The organism is Helicobacter marmotae, assembly GCF_003364255.1.
Taxonomy (GTDB): domain Bacteria; phylum Campylobacterota; class Campylobacteria; order Campylobacterales; family Helicobacteraceae; genus Helicobacter_C; species Helicobacter_C marmotae.
The window spans coordinates 40,560-58,392 of the sequence record NZ_NXLR01000009.1 but is presented as its reverse complement, the minus strand read 5'-3'; the positions used below and the strand labels follow the sequence as shown (position 1 = coordinate 58,392).

Genomic DNA, 17,833 nt, shown 5'->3' with positions numbered 1-17,833 from the left:
AATGCACAAAAATAGATTAATCCTCTCTCTTAAGGAGTGCAAATGTGTGGCATTGTGGGCTATATTGGCAAAAGTGAAAAAAAGCAAATCCTCATTAATGGCTTAAAAGAGCTTGAATATCGTGGCTATGATAGCGCGGGCATTGCTATCTTAAGTGCGGATAATCTCTATACATTCCGCTCCGTGGGCAAAATAGAATCTTTAGAAAATAAATGCAAAGACTTTAGCTCCACCGGATTTGGTGTAAGCATTGGGCATACGCGCTGGGCTACGCATGGCAAGCCAACTGAAGCAAATGCCCACCCACATATCGCTACCTTTAGTAATGTCGTGCATAATGGGATTATTGAAAATTACCAAGAAATTAAGCAAAGCCTAGAAGCTAAAGGGCATATATTTTTATCTCAAACGGACACTGAAGTAATCGTGCATTTATTTGAAGAATACACAAAAACCCTGCCCAATTGCCTTGAGGCATTTCAAGCGAGCATTGCTGAGCTTAAAGGGGCATTTGCGATTTTGCTTATTACAAAAAAGGCTCCAGATTCTATCTTTTATGCTAAAAATGGCTCGCCTTTGATTATTGGCAAAAGTGCTTTAGATGAAGATGAAATTTACTTTGCAAGCTCTGATGCGCCACTTATGGGGCTTGCTGAGAGTGTAGTGTATTTGCAAGATGGAGATGTGGGCGTTATGCAAATGGGGGGTTTCAAAACGCTTAAAGGCGCAAAAAGATTAGAAGGTACCAAAGCATACGCACAAAAAGAGGGCTATCGCTACTTTATGGAAAAGGAAATTTATGAGCAACATAAAGTGCTGCTTGAAACGATGATGGGGCGCGTAAGTGAGGGGCAAATTACATTAAGTGAAATTCCAAGTGGGTTTTTTGATGATATTAAGAGCATTAGCATTTGTGCGTGTGGTACAAGCTATCATGCGGGCTTAAGTGCGAAATATCTCTTTGAACGTATTGCCAAAATCAAAACAAATGTGCTGATTGCAAGTGAGTTTCGCTATGCCCAGCCTGTGATGAGTAAAAATGAACTTTTTATTGTTATCTCCCAAAGTGGCGAGACAGCAGATACACTTGAAGCCCTAAAGCTCGCTAAAGCCAATGATTTAAAAACGCTTGCTTTGTGCAATGTGGATAATAGCTCTATTGTGAGGGAATCCCAAGTCTCCCTACTCACAAGGGCGGGGATTGAAAAGGGCGTAGCAAGCACTAAAGCCTTTGCTACGCAAATGATGTTACTTTGGATTATAAGTATTTATATAGGAGAGCAAAGGGGGCATATCACTCAAACACAGCTTAAGGAGCATATTGCCCAAATGTTAAGGGCTGCTAAAATCACAGAAGTAGATACACAAATGCACGAACACATCAAGCGAATTTCCAAGCGATACTTGCATGGGCATGGATTTTTCTTTATCGGGCGGGATATTTTCTACCCTCTTGCGCTTGAGGGGGCATTAAAATTAAAAGAAATTAGCTATCTGCATGCAGAGGGCTACCCTAGCGGAGAGATGAAGCATGGTCCCATTGCTCTAGCAGACGCGGAGCTTTTTACTTTAGCCCTTATGCCAAAGCATTTACTCTTTGATAAGATTAAAAGCAATGTAGAGGAGCTAAGTGCCCGCGATGCGACCATTTGTGCGCTAAGCTCTGAGGCTATAAGAGGGGTTGATGATATGATTTATATACCCGTATGTGAAAGCTATATGGAAGAATTTTTTGCAATGATGGTTGCACTCCAACTTTTCGCCCTAGAAGTGGCTATCCGCTTAGGAAATGATGTAGATATGCCACGCAACCTCGCTAAAAGCGTTACCGTGGAATAGTATCTACTACAAATGTACAATATGAGAATAAAAGCACGTGCATATGGAGTTTAAAGAATCCTCTTCCTTGTCATTTTGAACACCAACAGATTCATTAGTGAAATTAGGGTGAAGAAACTCTGCAAGTTTCATTGACGATTCTGTTTGTCGGCTCTAGCAGAAGTATGAAATATGACCAGAGAGGTTGTGTTGGCGACTAGTGATTCTTGCAGAGATGTTTCGCCCATAGCGGGACTTCAGAATGATAAGGGGGGCAGAGTTGCTGGTAAATCTAATAATGATTCTTCGCTCAGGCTTTGCTTTCCCACAAGAGGCGACAAACTCATTTCCGTTGTAGGCGATTGTATCTGTTATGTATGGGCTTCCTTTGTGAGGTAGCAAAGTTTATTATCTCTAAAGCTAAGAAAGTCTGTTAAAGCTCTTTAACTTCGCTTTAGAGATGATAAAAGGTTTGCAAGAAATTGGGGTAGAAATATCACAAAGCTTAGGGCAAAGGAGTTGCCCTAAGTAACTTATAGCTCTGGTTTTGGAGTTTTCGCCCTAGAAACAGGGAGTTGAGGGTAAGTAATGACTGGTTTATCACCTGTAAGAGCGTGTAAGAATGCCTCTATACTTTGGGCTTCCTTATCAGTGATCTCAATACCTAATTGAATGCTTCCCATCTCTTTTATCGCTTCTTGTAAAGACCAAATCGCTCCATTGTGGAAGTAAGGTGCGGTCTCGGCGACATTTCTTAAGGTAGGAACTTTCACCATACCATTTTCATCTCCCTTAAAGTCGCCAATATGTGCAAATTTATACTTCCCTGCCACTTCAAAAGCCTGCATAGAATCACCGAGATTCACACCTGTGTGGCAAGCGGTGCAGCCTTTATCAATAAAGAGTTTTAAGCCTGCTTGCTGCTCTTTGCTTAGAGCTTTTTCATCTCCTTCTAAGAATTTATCAAATGGAGAGGGAGTAAGCAATGTGCGCTCAAAGTTAGCAATCGCATCAGCGATATTATCAAAGCTCACTTTGCCATAAATCTTTTTAAACTCAAGCACGTATTCAGGCAAAGATGAGATTCTTTCCACGGCGAGTTTTGCGGGGGTTGCCATTTCAAATTCAGATTCTATGGGTTGCTTTGCTTGATCGGCTAGAGTACCTACACGTCCATCCCAAAATTGCGTGGTATTAAAAATTGAATTATACACGGTGGGAGAATTTAAGTGATGTGGATTTGGACTCCATCTATGCCCTACAGCTGCGGGTATGCCATCAGCTCCGCCTAAGCCCAAATTGTGGCAGGTATTACAAGAAATTAATCCACTTTTTGAAAGACGTGGGTCAAAATATAGCTTTTTGCCAAGCTCTACCTTTGCCTCACTAAATGGGCTTGCTTTGATATTGTTTGCCTTCAACATCGCATCTACTTCTTTTTGATTTTTAGGTAAAGCCACCAATCCAGCTGCCTTTGCTTCATCTATCAGTGAATTCGCATACCCTAGATTAAAAATCATACAAATACCAAATAAAAACTTGAGTGATAGTTTTATTTTCATTAGTTAAGCTCCTTCCAAATTTGTTGGATTGAAATCATATATTTTTAGACTTAGATTCAAATAAAATTAATTATAGGATAAATATAAAATTATAATAATATTTATCTTTTTATACTTTTTTGCTATTTTTATTGCAATAAATCGCAGACTTTAATCGGGGGGAAGCTCTTAAAATGAATAGATAATTCTATTATCATAGAGATAATAAATTGAGAATGTATGCACATTTTCTTTCATTTTTTGGGTTCATACTTTCTTTTAAAAGTTTGGCGGGTTGTCATTTTATTCCCTCTTGTTATCCCTCGTGCAAGGCTAAAGAATCTCTACTCGAGTCTTTAGCGGACAACAGAGATTCTTCACCCTAAAGGGTAAAGACATAACAAAGTGGCTGACTTTATAGTAAATCGAGTAGAGATTCTTCGGTCATATTTCATACTCCCTCTAGACATGACAAACTTAGAGAGTCGTTAGTAATTCCAAATAGAGATTCTTCACCTATTGCATGGGGTTGAGTATGACAAAGTTGGCTACCCGCAAGAGAAGTTCTAGTTTGTCATCTCTAGAGGGAAAGCAAAGCCTGACCGAAGAATTCACAAAGGAATCACTAGTCGCACTTTTTGGTAACTCTAAGGGAGTTTATTGGCTTCACACTAGAGGGCGACAAAGCCTTAAGATTCCCTAGCAAACTAAATGAGAGCAAAAGCCTTTTGGGTATATTTATTTCAATTTTTGCACATAATCGCAGGCAAATTGATTCCCTAGCTTGCACGCACGATGATAAAAATCTTTTGCCTTAGGCAAGTCCATATCCACACTCAAGCCTTGTTGATAAATCTCCGCACTTAGAATACACGCATACATTTTACGCTCATCACACGCCTTAGAATCTAGCTCCAATGCCTTGTGATTAAACTCCTCTGCCTTTTGCAAATCTTTCTCTACATTTGTGCCATAAAAATAATACGACCCCAACATAAAACACGCATTTTCCATATTGTGATCACACATAATGTGCAAATATTCCATGCCTTTGGCAATATCTTTTGCCACACCTCGCCCATCAATGAGGGCAACTGCTTGTATAGTGCACCATTCAACACCCCCATCTTTACATGCCTCTAGGCTGTTCTCATAGCCTTTTTGATAATATTGCTGGGATTTGAGAAGATTGGCTTGTGAATCGCGTTTATCTTGAGATTTTATCTCATAGTAATTACCTAAATAGAGGCATGCTCCGGGGTGGCGCTTCTGGCAAGCACTCTCTAAAAATTTACTCGCTTCATCGCTATTTTTCACCCACATAACCACACCTTGATAAAATTCAGAATCCGCACCACGTATGCTTGCAAGCAAAGAACTATTTTGCACATTTGGCTCATCTGCCCAGCCAATAAGCATACAAAAGACTAAAAAAAGCCTTTTCATTGGCTTGTCCTTTTATTTAAATGCACAAGTTGGGGGAAACTATGCTCTACCATTTGATGATGTGAGAAAAACTGCTCTATGTGAGACTTCATTTCATGCACATTTTCTAAGCTATTGACGAGGTTTCGAAACTCGCTTGCCCCCTCATGCCCTTTGGCATAAGCATGAAGATTTTTACGGAAGATAATCGCCCCACGTTCTCCATAAAATTCCACCATTTTCTCAAAATGCTTTAACACGAGCTCTTTTTTCACAATTGGTGGAATCTCCTCCGTATTATGCTTAATCTGCCAAAAGATCCAAGGAGAGCTAATGGCTGCCCTGCCTATCATCACGCCATTTGCTCCTGTGTGATTAATGACCTGCTTTGCTTTATGGAGATTATCAATTTCACCATTAGCAATTACAGGGATGGAAACTTGACTTTTAATATAAGCTATCGCGTCATAATCGATTCTGTCTTTTTTATACCCATCTGCACGTGTGCGCCCATGTATCACAACAAAATCAGAGGACACATCTTTAAGGGCTTGGGCGATCTCATGGGGAATCTTTTTATCAAACCCCAAGCGAAGTTTCAGGCTTGTGTAGGGCGTTTTTGCTTTCTCTTTGATGAGATTAGCGATTTTCACAAGGAGCTTTAAATCTCTAAGCAAACCGCTGCCATTGCCATGATTAGCGACCTTAGGGGCGGGGCAACCACAATTTAAATCAATAATATCAATCCCTGTTTGGGCATTTAAAATCTCCACTGCCTGAATAACAATCTCTTCTTTTGAGCCAGAGATTTGCACGCTATAGGGCTGCTCTTCTTGTGTTTTTTCAATCATTTTGAGTGTGTGCATATTATTATAAACAAGAGCATGAGAGCTTATCATCTCACTCACGGTAATATCCACACCAAAGCCCTTAACCACACTACGAAAGGGCAAATCTGTATATCCTGCAAGAGGGGCTAGCATAAGCAGATTGTTAAAATTTATCATTTAATTTCTTTGTTTGTAATCCATATAGTCAAAGCTTTTAAGCAAGCGCCAAACCCCTTGTGTGCCAATCATACCAAGGCAGGGAAGTGGCACACCATTAAAGGTATTATTTTTCACAATACTATAATGGAGCATATCCTCAAAAATCACTCTATCGCCCACATTTAAGGGCGTATCAAAGCTATAATCCCCTATCACATCTCCAGCTAAACATGTAGGACCGCCCAAGCGATAAGCATACTCTCCTACCCCTATGCCTTTATCAGATTCTAAGCCATTAGCAGAGAGTTTTGTGAGATTTGGGCGATAGGGCATTTCAAGGCAATCTGGCATATGTGCAGAAGCACTCACATCAAGTATGGCTATGGACATTTCATTATAGACAATATCTACAACCTCCCCGATTAAGAATCCAACGCCCCAGCCAACAGCCTCGCCGGGCTCTAAAAAAACTTCCACATCATACTTTGCCCTAAAGTCTCTAATAAGCTTAATAAGCAAGTCGCGATTATAATCTGCTCGCGTAATATGATGACCTCCGCCAAAATTAATCCACTTTTTACCCGGAATGTATTTGGCAAAATGTTTTTCAAAATATGGCAAAGTCCGCTCTAATGCAGTGCTATCTTGCTCACAATGCGTGTGAAAATGTAGCCCACTAATGCCATCCAAACCATAGCTTGCCACACCCTCGCTAAAAGCTTTAGGGGTAATGCCCAAACGTGAGCCCGCTATGCAGGGGTTATAAATAGGCGGCTCTACCTCGCTATAAAGTGGATTAACCCGTAAGCCTACCTCAATAGGAGCGAGATTCTTATCTCTTAATGCTTGGTTTGTAGTGTCTATGAGTGGCTTAAAAGTTTGCCATTGGGTAAAGGAATTAAAAATAATATGTGTAGCATATTGCACAATCTGCTGCATTTCTTTAAGCTTATACGCAGGGGAGAAAACGCATATTTCTTTATTTTCCTCGCGACCTCCTATCTCTTCATAGCCTAATCGTGCCTCATACAAGCCACTCGCTGTACTACCGCTTAAAGTAGCCTTAAGTCTATCAAATGCACGCCAAAACGCATAGCCCTTTAATGCAAGAAGAATCTTAGCTCCACTTTGTCGCTGAATAGAATCTAATAGAGCAAGGTTGGCATTAAGCTTCTCTTCTTCTAGCACATAGGCTGGAGAAGGAATAGCAAAAAGTGTAGATGGGGATCTCATCTTATTTAAGGGCAAAACGTCTTACTGCAGCTTCAATTTCTACGGGATTTGATTTTGAGATAAAATCATCTGCATCAAGTGAGCGAGCCATATCTTCATTGCTACTGCCGCTCATAGAAGAATTCACAACAATAGGCAAATGTGCGGTAGCTGGATTTCCCTTCACTTGTTTAATCACCTCAAAACCGCTTGCTTCTGGCATTTCAAGGTCTGTGATAATCATACCTACGGAGTTAATATCTGTAGTGGGTGCAAAAAGATAATCAAGCAAATGCTTCCCATTAATAAAATCATGATGAACCACTCCTAGCTTATTTAAAATAAGCTGCATTGTGCGCAACACCGTTGGGCTATCATCTGCAAGCAGTATGCTTTTACTTGTCTGAACTTGAGAAATTTTAGCAATACCCTCTTCTTTGTCTTTTTCAATCCATGGGAATACATCAATAAGCATTTTTTCAATATCCACAACCTGCACTAAACGTCCGTCAAAATAGCGCGTCCTACTTACAAGCTTGCCATTATGACCTCCACCACCAACGCCAACGCCTTGCTCTATTTCTGTCCATTTCTTGTTTAAGATTCTATCTGCTTCGTAGATTCTCACACCAATAGTCCAGCGAGAAAACTCACAAATCATAATAATGTCTTCCTCACCCGCAGCTCTTTTTACCCCATAATCGCGTAGATTCTTTCCCTTATTGCTACTATCATAATAAAACCACTTGCGCATATCAATAAGCGGGATAGTTAATTCACGAATGGTAATCAAGCCTTCCACGAGACTATTATTTTCATGTGTAACAACCGTGAGCGCACCGCTATATTTAATAACTTCTCGAATTTTAAAAACATTAACAGCATATAAATCTTTACCTTTTTCTAAACGAAAACAAAGAAGTTGTAATTCATTATTTTTATGAAGGCTTGTTACTTGGTCAATCTTTGCCATACTCGTTTTAGACATATCACACCTCAATTTAAAGATAGCTTACTCTAACATAAAATCACTAAATCTAACTTTATGCACCATTGCTTCGCGGGCTAGATTTTGTGCTCAAACGCATTTTAAGCACAATCGCTATCCAACGCACTATACCATAGACCACATACGCACTCATTAATGCACATAGAATCTCTTGGGGATTGACATAAATCACACCAAGAATCACTATAAGAAGAATAAAAGATTTAAAATTCCACTGCATTTTCTTAAAACTGGGATAGCGAATATTACTCACCATAAGAATACTTATAACAAAACTCGCACATAACATGATATATTCATAACCATATGTTTTAATAAATTCATACTTCAAATCGACAAGCACCCATAACATCACAATAAGTGCAGCAGAAGGAATGGGCAATCCTATAAAAAAGTTTGGTTCAGAGCTTGAAGTGATATTGAATCTTGCTAATCTCACTGCTCCAAGTATGACAAAAATCGCCGAGATACCCATACCCAAACGTCCATAATCCGCACCAATGTAAAAATAAAGCAAAAGGGCGGGTGATACACCAAATGCCACTATATCAGCAAGTGAATCAAACTCCACACCAAACTTGCTGGTAGTATTGGTAAGTCTTGCTACTCTACCATCAAGCCCATCAAGTATCATTGAGATTAAAATCAACCAGCAAGCCATTTCAAAATTTGCCTTTGAAGCATAAACAATACTTACAATACCCAAAAAAATGCTTCCGGCAGTGAAAAGATTAGGCAAGATAAAAAGGGGGTTAAACTTCATGAAAATACCCTATGACACTCTGCAATGCCCTTACTCTATCGCCAATGCCTACTTTGATTTCTACTTCGCTAGATTGTGTGGATTTTTTGCCCTTTAAGGGGATAATAATATGCGTCATACCCGCTTTCATAAAGCCTATACGTTCTCCCATATCTAAATTATCAGAAATAAACAACTCGCTAGAGGAGAAAAAGATAGGATAAAACTTCATAGAAAATGCTCTATTTTGCAAACTTTCAAACTCCATAAATGCATTAAGCACCTCGCGTTTATCCTTGCTGCAATATGTAAGACTAAGACCCTTTTTCTCATAACACTTGCTTTGTAAAACATCGCATGGAGCGCGTATTACACCTACATCAATAAAACGCGTTTCAATGAGTATTCTTATTTCTGCATTACCTACATTAATATCTCTTACAATTCCATCTACTGGAGAAACAAACACATTCTCTTCCTCACTGCTTGGTATGCGCTCTGGATTCCGAAACATCACTAGCCATAGCACAAGTGCTATGAACAATATCAATGCAGCACTATCCCAATCAAAAAACACCATTAATAAAAAGGCTATAAGCAATATCAACGCACCCAACCAGCCTTGCTTTGCAATAATTTGTGTAGTTGTCATAAGCTCTCCTTATTCTTCCTCTTCTTCAAGTGGAACAAGCCGTGATTGCAAGTTATGCTCTGCTTCATACTCTTGTATAATCTCCCGCACCCGCGCACCATCAATAACTTCCTTGTCAAAAAGCTCTTTTACCATATTTTCAATCGCATCTCTGTAATCACTCAGAATCTTTTTCACATGTGCATAGCGTTCATCAAGTGTCTTTTTAATATGCGTATCAATTTCTTGTGCAAGTTGTTCGCTAAATTCTCTTTGTGCTCCACCACCGCCAAGAAAAGTATTGCGTTGCTTTTCAAGCACCATTAAACCACTGACATCTGTCATACCATAGTAACTAATCATCGACTTTAAAATACCCGTAGCGCGTTCTAAGTCATTGCTCGCCCCAGTTGAAATCTCACCCAAAAACACATCTTCAGCTGCACGACCGCCTAAAAGCACATCAACCTCTGCCATAAGTTCATGCTTTTGCATAAGGTAGCGATTCTCTTCAGGTGTGTGCAATGTATAACCAAGAGCAGCCATTCCACGCGGAATGATAGATACTTTATTTACTCTATCAGCACCCTTTGTCATTTCAGATACCACAGCATGCCCGCTCTCATGGTAGGCAACAATTTTTTTCTCCTTAGGAGAAATGCGGCGAGATTTTTTCTCTAAACCAGCAATGCCTCGCTCCACTGCCTCTTTGAGGTGTTTTTGGCTTACCTCTTTTTTATTTTCTCTCCCTGCTAAAAGAGCGGCTTCATTGATAATGTTTGCTAAATCTGCCCCCGCAAGCCCAGCAGTAAATTTAGCAATTTCATGCAAATCCACATCTCGAGCTAGGGCTACATTTTTAATATGTACTTTGAGTATATCTAAACGCCCTTCAAAATCGGGCTTATCTACAAGTACTTGCCTATCAAAGCGCCCGGGTCGCAATAACGCAGGGTCAAGGATTTCAGGGCGATTGGTCGCAGCAAGCACAATAACAGGAGCAGATTCTGAGCCAAAACCATCCATTTCTGCCAAAAGTTGATTAAGTGTTTGCTCTCTTTCATCATTACCGCCCACCATACTGCCAGCTGCGCGACTTTTGCCGATTGCATCAATTTCATCAATAAATATAATGCTAGGTGCATCTTTTTTTGCCATTTCAAACAAATCTCTTACACGGCTCGCACCTAATCCCACAAACATCTCAATAAAGCTACTTCCACTCATGGAGAAAAATGGCACATTGGCTTCACCAGCCACCGCTTTTGCAAGAAGTGTTTTGCCCGTTCCAGGAGGACCCACAAGAAGCACTCCTCTTGGAATCTTAGCGCCCACTGCAGCATAACGTTCGGGATACTTTAAAAAATCTACAATCTCTACAACCTCTTCTTTTGCCTCTGCATTTCCTGCCATATCATCAAAACGTACTTTAGGCTTCTCTGCATTTACAAGCCTTTTAGCATTACCCATACCAAAAATCCCCCCGCCCATGCTCTTTTGCATACGTGCAGTAAGGAACATCCACAAAGCAAGGATAATAAAAATGGGAAGAAGCATATTCACTAAATCACCTAAAAAGCTCCCTTCGCTAAAGCCACTATATTCGATTTTTTTCTCATCAAGTAAAGGCACGAGTCCTAAATCAGCAACTTTTTTGGTTGTATAAAGAATCCGCGGCGAGCTACTTGCAGAATATGCCTTGATATAAGTCTGTCCTATACTTACAGAGCCAATCTCACCCCTTGTGATAAGCTCTTTTAGCTCATTGTAAGTAATTTCTTTAGTAACACTCCCACCCAATAGTCTATCCGTGAAAGAATCTCCTCCACTTGGTGAAAATAATTTAAACAAAAGCAAAGCGAGTATCACAAAAATAGCAAAGGTAAGAAAAGGATTCTGTTTAAATGGTGGTTTTTTATCATTAGGATTTTCCATATTGTCCCTTTATTTACTGCAAAGTTAATCTTAGAGCTATCCACCCATCAATAGAGCGAGTTTCTAGCACATTAAAATCATAAAATGAATTTATTATATCAAATTTATATTCATCGAGTATCCCAGAAAGTATCAAAAGCCCATTTTTTGCACATTTTGCGCGCAAATCGTTGTGTAAAAGCTTCACAACAAAAGCCACGATATTGACAACAATCACATCATAGGTTGGAGGTGTGCTAAGAGGGGCTTTATCAATGCTGCCTAGCCATAATGTATCAAAATGAGTGTTGTTGAGTGCTGCATTTTTCTTGCTCTCTTGTATTGCAAACTCATCAGTATCACATGCAAAGACTTTCGCCCCGCACTTGCAAGCAGCAATACTCAAAATCCCACTTCCACAACCCACATCAAGCAAGGTTTTCCCCTTAAGATCCATTGCGCTTAAAAACTCAAGACACATAAAAGTGCTCGCATGATGACCAGAGCCAAAAGCAAGGGCTGGGTCGATGATGATTTCTTCCTTGTCTTTATCCTTGCCTTCAATGGGCTTTTCCCATGAAGGACGGATATAGAATCTCCCGCACCGCAGAGGCTGGATAGAATCTTGATATGCCTTTATCCAATCACTATTGTGCTTCTCCTCAATATGATAGCAAAAGCCCACATCCTCCTGCATAACCTCACTCAACCTAGAGGCAAATTCTTCGATTGATTGTATCAATAAGAAAATATTAACCTCATCTCTACTTAGGCGAGCGATGATTTGCGTTAATTGAGTGCTTTGTTTGGCTTGGAGAATATCAAAACCCACACTCTGCCATGAACGCTCATCGTAGATAATGGTAAAAGGGTTAGATTGTGCTGATATGTCGTTGTATTCGATAGCAGAAGAAGTTTTTTGAATGATAAAATCAGCGAATAATTCTACAAAGTTGCTCGGATGGACAATAATCTCCCAATATGTTTGTTTATCCAATCCATACATAAAATCTTAAGCCTAATCTTCATTAACGCCTAGCACCACTTCAAGTTTTTCTTTAAGCACTTGAGGTGTAAATGGTTTTACAATGTAGTTATTTACCCCCGCCTTAAGTGCGGTAATTACCTCCGCTTTACCACCTTCTGTGGTAACCATAATAATAGGGATAGATGTATATCGCTCATCAGAACGCACCTTTTTCACTAAGTCTAATCCATTCATTTCTGGCATATTCCAGTCAGTAATAAGTATTTGTATGCCCTCAGTAGTATCCATAATCTGCCACGCTTCAACGCCATGCTCAGCCTCTAAAATATCTTCATATCCCAAACGTTGGAGCGTGTTTTTTATAATCCTTCTCATTGTAGAGCTATCATCAACAACCAGCAGTTTCAAATTATCTCCTTCTTTAAAAGTGGCTACTATGTAGTATTTTAACATATCTTTTGCATAAGTTAGATTAATCCTTTTATTTTTTTAGCAAAAATCATTTCTTATTTATTGCAAAAAAGTTGGAACGCTTCTTGGAGATTAATCCTACCCTCATAGAATGCTTTTCCCACAATCACCCCGCTAATATGAGGATTACAATCAAGCATTTCAAGCTCACGCATACTTGCAAATCCACCGCTTGCAATAGTGTCAATACCACTATGCAAGGCAATCTCTTGCGCAAAGGGCATATTTACGCCACTAAGTGCGCCATCGCGGTTAATATCTGTGCAAATAATAGCTTGCACTTGGCTTCCTGCAAATTTCCTAGCAAGCTCATTTGAATCCACACCGCTCTCCTCAACCCAGCCCTGTGCGGCTACCCTACCCTCGCGGGCATCAATGCCCACCACTATGGGATAAATTTCTGCCATTTGCTTCACAAACGCCCAATTATGTATAGCAATAGAGCCAAGTATCACCCTTGCTATGCCCATCTCTAAATAGCTTTTAATAGTCTCCTCATTGCGAATCCCCCCGCCAAGCTGTATTTTAAGCGATGTGGTTTTGACAATCTTTTCTATCACTTCTTGATTCTGTGGCGAGCCGGCAATCGCACCATCTAAATCAACAATATGCAAATATTTTGCCCCCATATCCGCAAACTTCTTTGCAAAATCAAGGGCTTCTCCATAAAAAGTTGCACGCCCCATATCACCTTTTAAAAGCCTCACTGCTTTTCCATTTTTTAAATCTATCGCAGGGTAAATATCAAGTGCCATGCCTACTCCTTTATGGGTTTTACAATATCATTATACATCCACTCAACACACCAGCCCACAAAACCAAAGACCAAAAACGCATAACGTGCATTAAAATAGTTATCTGATATAGAAAGTACAGAAGTGCAAATAAAGCAAATAATCACATTGAGCGCAAGGAGTGAAAAATTCACATACTCATAGAACAAAAAAAGCTCCCTATGCTTTATCATCACCCATATAAGCAAGCCAATACCTACAAGAAATGCAAAAATATCAAAATACGCATATAAATTATCGCGGAAATAATAGGGCTGCAAAGAAAGCCCAAAAAGCATAAAAATAATGACATTTATAGATGGGCGCATACCATAAAGCAATTTAGCAATTTGGCTATTATGATTGGGACGTAAAGCAAGAATCTCAAATAAAAGTGGAATATATACAAAAAATACATACGCACACGCGATTAATATAATATGTGGCAAATAATCATCTAAAAGCTCAAAAAAATCACGATGATAAATACTCCCCTCAATAGCAAACATATCCATAATATCCTCGCTCTTAGGGACATATGTCCCCTTAAGGATAAAAAGATAGATAAATATAATGCTCAAAATAAGCATTAAAATCCGCTGCAGGGTATTGCTCGTTTGATACCAACTGCTTATAATGATAAAAACACCGCATAATACAAAACCACATAAAAAAAGAAACATACTTAAATGGTCATAAAAATGATCTTCGCGTATAAAAATAGAAAAGAGATGTGAAAAGGAATGTGAAAATTGGGAAGTAAAAAGCGTAAGATTCGTAAAAATAAAAAGTGAAAAAAAACAAAGAGAAAAGATAACACTCACGCGTGTGGGTTGATTCATACACATTCCTTACAATCAGTAGTTTCTTAAAAAGTATCCATCTATACCATCGGCAATGCCCTTAGCAAGGAGCTTTTGATAGTCTTTTTTAGCAATCAATTTCCCCTCATCTTTATGAGAGGCATAACCAATTTCAATAAGCACAGAGGGCATAAGAGCACCTGCTAGCACCCAAAATGGACCTTCCCTTACTGCTCCATCGTGGGTATTATGACGATGTCGCACGACATTAAGTATGCCTGATTGAATCTCAATGGCTAACTTATGTGAAGCGACAAGATGATACGCGCTAATGGTATTTAAAAATGATTTTGTCGCAAAATAGCTCATGGTTTCAATATCACCTTGGTTTTCTGCTTTTGCTACTTGTTCGGCGCGCTCACTTCTGGCAGGAGAGAGGAAATAAGTTTCCACACCATTTGGTGTTTTTGCAGAATCTTTGGGCATAGAGTTTGCGTGTACAGATATAAATAAATCAGCACTTTTAGCATTAGCAAATTCTGTGCGCTTGCGTAAATCAATATATATATCACTATCGCGTGTCATATAGACTATATATCCACGATTTGCAAGCTCTTCTTTAAGCATTTTTGCGACACTAAGCACAATAGTTTTCTCACAAATCCCCTCTACGCTTTTTGTCCCACAATCCTTGCCTCCATGCCCAGCATCAACAACTATTTTTTTTCTCAAAGCAAGCTTGCTAGGCGACTTGGGGGGAGATGTATTTTGAGAATCTTTAGGGCTTTTTGCTTGCTCTGGTTTGCTTTCTTTTGAAGGTTGCTTTGGCTGAATTTGCTGGGCTTTAGCTTTTGGTTTAAAAAAAACATACAAATTCTCTTTTTCTTTCACTATTTCATAGGTTGATTGTGGTTGGAGGACAATTACCATACGAACGACTTGTGGGGTATTTTGTGCTATTTGTAGTGTCGAATTATCTTTAAAAATAAAATTGCGTCTAGGGAGGGTAAGATTGGCTTCAAAATCTATAAAGCTTTTATTATTTTGCAGGGTTTTTACTTGCCATTTAAGGTCGCTAATATCATTAGCAAACACAATTTTCATATTATAATCACCAAAGGGGACGATTCTTATAATACGATGCTCAGCACATAAACACAGCACTACAAGGCATAAACTTGCCACAATCCGCAACATTTATACCCCTAATCTTGAACTAATTCTGCAATGATTTCTTTCACGGATTGAATCTTACGGATTCTATATCCATTTGCACCAGTGAAGTAAAGACCATACGCTCTATCACCCATATAGCCGCGCCCTAAAGAATCTGCTATGCAATAGCCCACTTTCTTTGCCTCTACTCCCCTATGGCAAGGAGATACACAATTACTAATGCAACGTATTTTTGGTGCATCACCATGTGCCATTGCCTCAAAAATACCTGTTTTCACAGCACGTGCGGGGTAGCCAACGGGCGACTTTACAAGCTCTATATCTTCTTTCTTAACATGAGGCATTAAATCCCTATAAGCTAGCGCATCACACTCCTCAGAACCAAGCCATCGTGTCCCCATTTGCACACCGCTTGCACCTAAATGTAGCATTCTATCAATATCAGCCCTATCCCAAATCCCTCCAGCAGCGATTACAGGGATATTCCCCCATTTTTTAACCTCATCTACCACTTGCGGGAGCACATTTTCAAGCTGACATTCCTCTTTAAAGCAATCCTCATAGCTAAAACCTTGATGTCCCCCGCTCAAAGGTCCCTCCACAACGACAGCATCAGGCACCTTCGCATATCTATCCATCCAACGTTTGCAAATAATCTTTAATGCTTTTGCAGAAGATACTATGGGCACAAGAGCGACATCTGGGAAGTTTTTTGTAAATTCTGGCATATTGGTAGGAAGTCCCGCCCCTGTTACGATGATATTTGCCCCTGCTTCACACGCATCACGTACGACACGTCCATATTCATTAATAGCATACAAAATATTTGCCCCCAGCGGCTTATCACCACAAATTTTACGAGCATTTTTAAAAATTTCATTGAGGGCTTGTTTAGAATAAAAATTTATTGCTTCAAAAGGTTTGGAATTAGCGAGTTTTTCAACAAATTGCATTTTTTGGTAATACCCTGTGCCCACCGCACTAATAATACCTAGAGCCCCTTCTTTGGAGACACTCCCAGCAAGCCTATCCCAACTAATACCCACACCCATGCCTCCTTGGAAAATTGGATATTTAATCGTATGCTTTCCTATTTTAAGTGGCTTTAATCCCATCACTTACCCCTTATGATATAATCACTTTTGCAAAACGTCTTTTGCCAATTTGAATAATATACTCACCCACTGACAATTGCAGTTTTTCATCGGTTATTTTTTCTTTATTAATTTTCAATGCCCCAGCACGAATGTCCCTCCGAGCTTGTGAGGTAGATTCACAAAGACCTGTTTGCGTAAGCACCTTGGCTATCCATTCATTTGGAGCGCATGTAAATACATCTAAATCTGCAGGAATTTCATCTTTACTAAACACATTGTCAAATTCTATTTTAGCTTGTTTTGCTAAATCAATGTTATGATAGCGCGCAGTTATCTCTAAGGCAAGCTGCTCTTTTGCAGCCTTAGGGTGGAATTCCCCTGCTTGCACTTGAGCCCTAAGCTGCTCTAATTCTTCAATCGAGCAGCTAGATAAAAGCTCATAATATCGCCACATCATCTCATCACTAATACTTAGAATCTTTGCATACATCGTATTTGCAGATTCTGTTACGCCAATGTAGTTATTGAGCGATTTGCTCATCTTTTGCACACCGCAAAGCCCCTCTAATAAAGGCATCATCATTACAGCCTGCTCCTTATCTAAGCCATAAGCCCTCTGCAGATGCCGACCAACCAATAAATTAAACTTCTGGTCATTCCCTCCAAGCTCAATATCACAATTTAATGCCACAGAATCATAGCCTTGCAATAATGGATATATAAATTCCACAATCGAAATAGGCTGATTATTCTTATAACGTTTGGTAAAATCATCACGTTCAAGCATACGTGCTACTGAAAACTTTGAAGTAAGTATGATCATTCCAGCCACACCCAATTCCCCTAACCATTGTGAGTTAAAGCATACTTCCGTATATGCGGGATCTAACACTTTAAAAACCTGCTCTTTGTATGTAATGGCATTTTTACAAACCTCTTCTTTGCTTAGTGGTTTGCGCGTTTCACTCTTGCCGCTAGGATCGCCAATAGTCGCTGTAAAATCACCAATAAGAAACTTAATATCCCCACCATAACGTTGAAAGGTCGCAAGCTTTTGCAAAAGCACAGTATGCCCTAAATGCAAATCTGGAGCCGTAGGGTCAAATCCCGCTTTGACAGAAAATCTCTCCCCTGTAGTGAAAAATCTCTCTAGTAAAGAAGCAATATAATCTTCCCCTATAAACTCCACGCAACCTCGAGAAATTTCTTGTAAAGCCCGCTTAACTTGTGTGTTCATATACTAT

17 protein-coding genes are annotated in these 17,833 nt (G+C 39.6%); 2 read left to right on the top strand and 15 right to left on the bottom strand.

The annotated features are described in order from the left end of the window. Window positions 1-42: 42 nt before the first annotated feature. The gene (gene glmS, locus CQA63_RS05755; RefSeq protein WP_104699711.1) at window positions 43-1,839 is read left to right on the top strand and encodes a glutamine--fructose-6-phosphate transaminase (isomerizing); all 1,797 of its coding nucleotides are present in this window, start codon (window positions 43-45) and stop codon (window positions 1,837-1,839) included. Between the two features lie 512 nt (window positions 1,840-2,351). Here glmS and CQA63_RS05750 read toward each other — a convergent pair. After that, the gene (locus CQA63_RS05750) at window positions 2,352-3,338 is read right to left on the bottom strand and encodes a cytochrome-c peroxidase (RefSeq protein ID WP_233706585.1); all 987 of its coding nucleotides are present in this window, start codon (window positions 3,336-3,338) and stop codon (window positions 2,352-2,354) included. Window positions 3,339-3,930: 592 nt separating this feature from the next. Here CQA63_RS05750 and CQA63_RS10410 point away from each other — a divergent pair. Then, entirely contained in the window at window positions 3,931-4,062 is a 132-nt protein-coding gene (locus CQA63_RS10410; protein WP_280524193.1) for a hypothetical protein, read from the top strand. Window positions 4,063-4,097: 35 nt separating this feature from the next. On the opposite strand, the gene CQA63_RS05745 is transcribed toward CQA63_RS10410, so the two are convergent. From CQA63_RS05745 to tyrS, 14 genes are all read right to left on the bottom strand, one after another. Beyond that, complete coding sequence (locus tag CQA63_RS05745) at window positions 4,098-4,805, bottom strand: tetratricopeptide repeat protein (protein WP_104699709.1); 708 nt, start codon at window positions 4,803-4,805, stop codon at window positions 4,098-4,100. Continuing rightward, on the bottom strand, window positions 4,802-5,791 hold the full coding sequence (locus CQA63_RS05740) for a tRNA dihydrouridine synthase (protein WP_104699708.1): 990 nt from the start codon (window positions 5,789-5,791) through the stop codon (window positions 4,802-4,804). Before CQA63_RS05740 ends, CQA63_RS05745 begins: the two co-directional genes overlap by 4 nt. Continuing rightward, entirely contained in the window at window positions 5,792-7,006 is a 1,215-nt protein-coding gene (nspC, locus tag CQA63_RS05735) for a carboxynorspermidine decarboxylase (protein ID WP_104699707.1), read from the bottom strand. A gap of 1 nt (window position 7,007) precedes the next feature. Next, window positions 7,008-7,973 carry a chemotaxis protein gene (locus CQA63_RS05730; RefSeq protein WP_104699706.1) on the bottom strand — a complete coding sequence of 322 codons (966 nt, stop codon included), beginning with the start codon at window positions 7,971-7,973 and terminating at the stop codon, window positions 7,008-7,010. Between the two features lie 55 nt (window positions 7,974-8,028). Further along, window positions 8,029-8,757 carry a CDP-diacylglycerol--serine O-phosphatidyltransferase gene (gene pssA / locus CQA63_RS05725; RefSeq protein ID WP_104699705.1) on the bottom strand — a complete coding sequence of 243 codons (729 nt, stop codon included), beginning with the start codon at window positions 8,755-8,757 and terminating at the stop codon, window positions 8,029-8,031. Beyond that, window positions 8,747-9,388 carry a phosphatidylserine decarboxylase gene (locus tag CQA63_RS05720; RefSeq protein WP_104699704.1) on the bottom strand — a complete coding sequence of 214 codons (642 nt, stop codon included), beginning with the start codon at window positions 9,386-9,388 and terminating at the stop codon, window positions 8,747-8,749. The genes pssA and CQA63_RS05720 overlap by 11 nt, the downstream gene beginning before the upstream one ends. Window positions 9,389-9,397: 9 nt before the next feature. Continuing rightward, complete coding sequence (ftsH, locus tag CQA63_RS05715; RefSeq protein ID WP_104699703.1) at window positions 9,398-11,302, bottom strand: ATP-dependent zinc metalloprotease FtsH; 1,905 nt, start codon at window positions 11,300-11,302, stop codon at window positions 9,398-9,400. Window positions 11,303-11,315: 13 nt separating this feature from the next. Next, the gene (locus CQA63_RS05710; protein ID WP_104699702.1) at window positions 11,316-12,287 is read right to left on the bottom strand and encodes a 50S ribosomal protein L11 methyltransferase; all 972 of its coding nucleotides are present in this window, start codon (window positions 12,285-12,287) and stop codon (window positions 11,316-11,318) included. Window positions 12,288-12,299: 12 nt separating this feature from the next. Beyond that, complete coding sequence (locus CQA63_RS05705) at window positions 12,300-12,677, bottom strand: chemotaxis response regulator CheY (protein ID WP_104699730.1); 378 nt, start codon at window positions 12,675-12,677, stop codon at window positions 12,300-12,302. A gap of 98 nt (window positions 12,678-12,775) precedes the next feature. Continuing rightward, window positions 12,776-13,495 (bottom strand): 1-(5-phosphoribosyl)-5-[(5-phosphoribosylamino)methylideneamino]imidazole-4-carboxamide isomerase, encoded by a 720-nt coding sequence (gene hisA / locus CQA63_RS05700; RefSeq protein WP_104699701.1) that lies wholly within the window; start codon window positions 13,493-13,495, stop codon window positions 12,776-12,778. Window positions 13,496-13,497: 2 nt separating this feature from the next. After that, window positions 13,498-14,355, bottom strand: coding sequence for a hypothetical protein (locus CQA63_RS05695; protein ID WP_104699700.1), 858 nt, complete (start codon window positions 14,353-14,355; stop codon window positions 13,498-13,500). 15 nt (window positions 14,356-14,370) lie between these two features. Further along, complete coding sequence (locus tag CQA63_RS05690) at window positions 14,371-15,513, bottom strand: N-acetylmuramoyl-L-alanine amidase (protein WP_199770688.1); 1,143 nt, start codon at window positions 15,511-15,513, stop codon at window positions 14,371-14,373. An 8-nt stretch (window positions 15,514-15,521) separates the two neighbouring features. Next, a complete protein-coding gene (locus tag CQA63_RS05685) occupies window positions 15,522-16,607 on the bottom strand; it encodes a nitronate monooxygenase (protein WP_104699699.1) in 1,086 nt (361 codons plus the stop codon). A 10-nt stretch (window positions 16,608-16,617) separates the two neighbouring features. Continuing rightward, window positions 16,618-17,826 carry a tyrosine--tRNA ligase gene (gene tyrS / locus CQA63_RS05680; protein ID WP_104699698.1) on the bottom strand — a complete coding sequence of 403 codons (1,209 nt, stop codon included), beginning with the start codon at window positions 17,824-17,826 and terminating at the stop codon, window positions 16,618-16,620. Between the last annotated feature and the right edge of the window lie 7 nt (window positions 17,827-17,833).

Coding starts and splice junctions, on each gene's coding strand:
- CQA63_RS05745 (WP_104699709.1), bottom strand. CDS start 4,805: ATGAAAAGGCTTTTTTTAGTCTTTTGTATGCTTATTGGCTGGGCAGAT.
- glmS (WP_104699711.1), top strand. CDS start 43: ATGTGTGGCATTGTGGGCTATATTGGCAAAAGTGAAAAAAAGCAAATC.
- CQA63_RS05710 (WP_104699702.1), bottom strand. CDS start 12,287: ATGTATGGATTGGATAAACAAACATATTGGGAGATTATTGTCCATCCG.
- CQA63_RS05750 (WP_233706585.1), bottom strand. CDS start 3,338: ATGATTTTTAATCTAGGGTATGCGAATTCACTGATAGATGAAGCAAAG.
- CQA63_RS05730 (WP_104699706.1), bottom strand. CDS start 7,973: ATGTCTAAAACGAGTATGGCAAAGATTGACCAAGTAACAAGCCTTCAT.
- tyrS (WP_104699698.1), bottom strand. CDS start 17,826: ATGAACACACAAGTTAAGCGGGCTTTACAAGAAATTTCTCGAGGTTGC.
- ftsH (WP_104699703.1), bottom strand. CDS start 11,302: ATGGAAAATCCTAATGATAAAAAACCACCATTTAAACAGAATCCTTTT.
- CQA63_RS05720 (WP_104699704.1), bottom strand. CDS start 9,388: ATGACAACTACACAAATTATTGCAAAGCAAGGCTGGTTGGGTGCGTTG.
- CQA63_RS05695 (WP_104699700.1), bottom strand. CDS start 14,355: ATGAATCAACCCACACGCGTGAGTGTTATCTTTTCTCTTTGTTTTTTT.
- CQA63_RS05685 (WP_104699699.1), bottom strand. CDS start 16,607: ATGGGATTAAAGCCACTTAAAATAGGAAAGCATACGATTAAATATCCA.
- hisA (WP_104699701.1), bottom strand. CDS start 13,495: ATGGCACTTGATATTTACCCTGCGATAGATTTAAAAAATGGAAAAGCA.
- nspC (WP_104699707.1), bottom strand. CDS start 7,006: ATGAGATCCCCATCTACACTTTTTGCTATTCCTTCTCCAGCCTATGTG.
- pssA (WP_104699705.1), bottom strand. CDS start 8,757: ATGAAGTTTAACCCCCTTTTTATCTTGCCTAATCTTTTCACTGCCGGA.
- CQA63_RS05690 (WP_199770688.1), bottom strand. CDS start 15,513: ATGTTGCGGATTGTGGCAAGTTTATGCCTTGTAGTGCTGTGTTTATGT.
- CQA63_RS05740 (WP_104699708.1), bottom strand. CDS start 5,791: ATGATAAATTTTAACAATCTGCTTATGCTAGCCCCTCTTGCAGGATAT.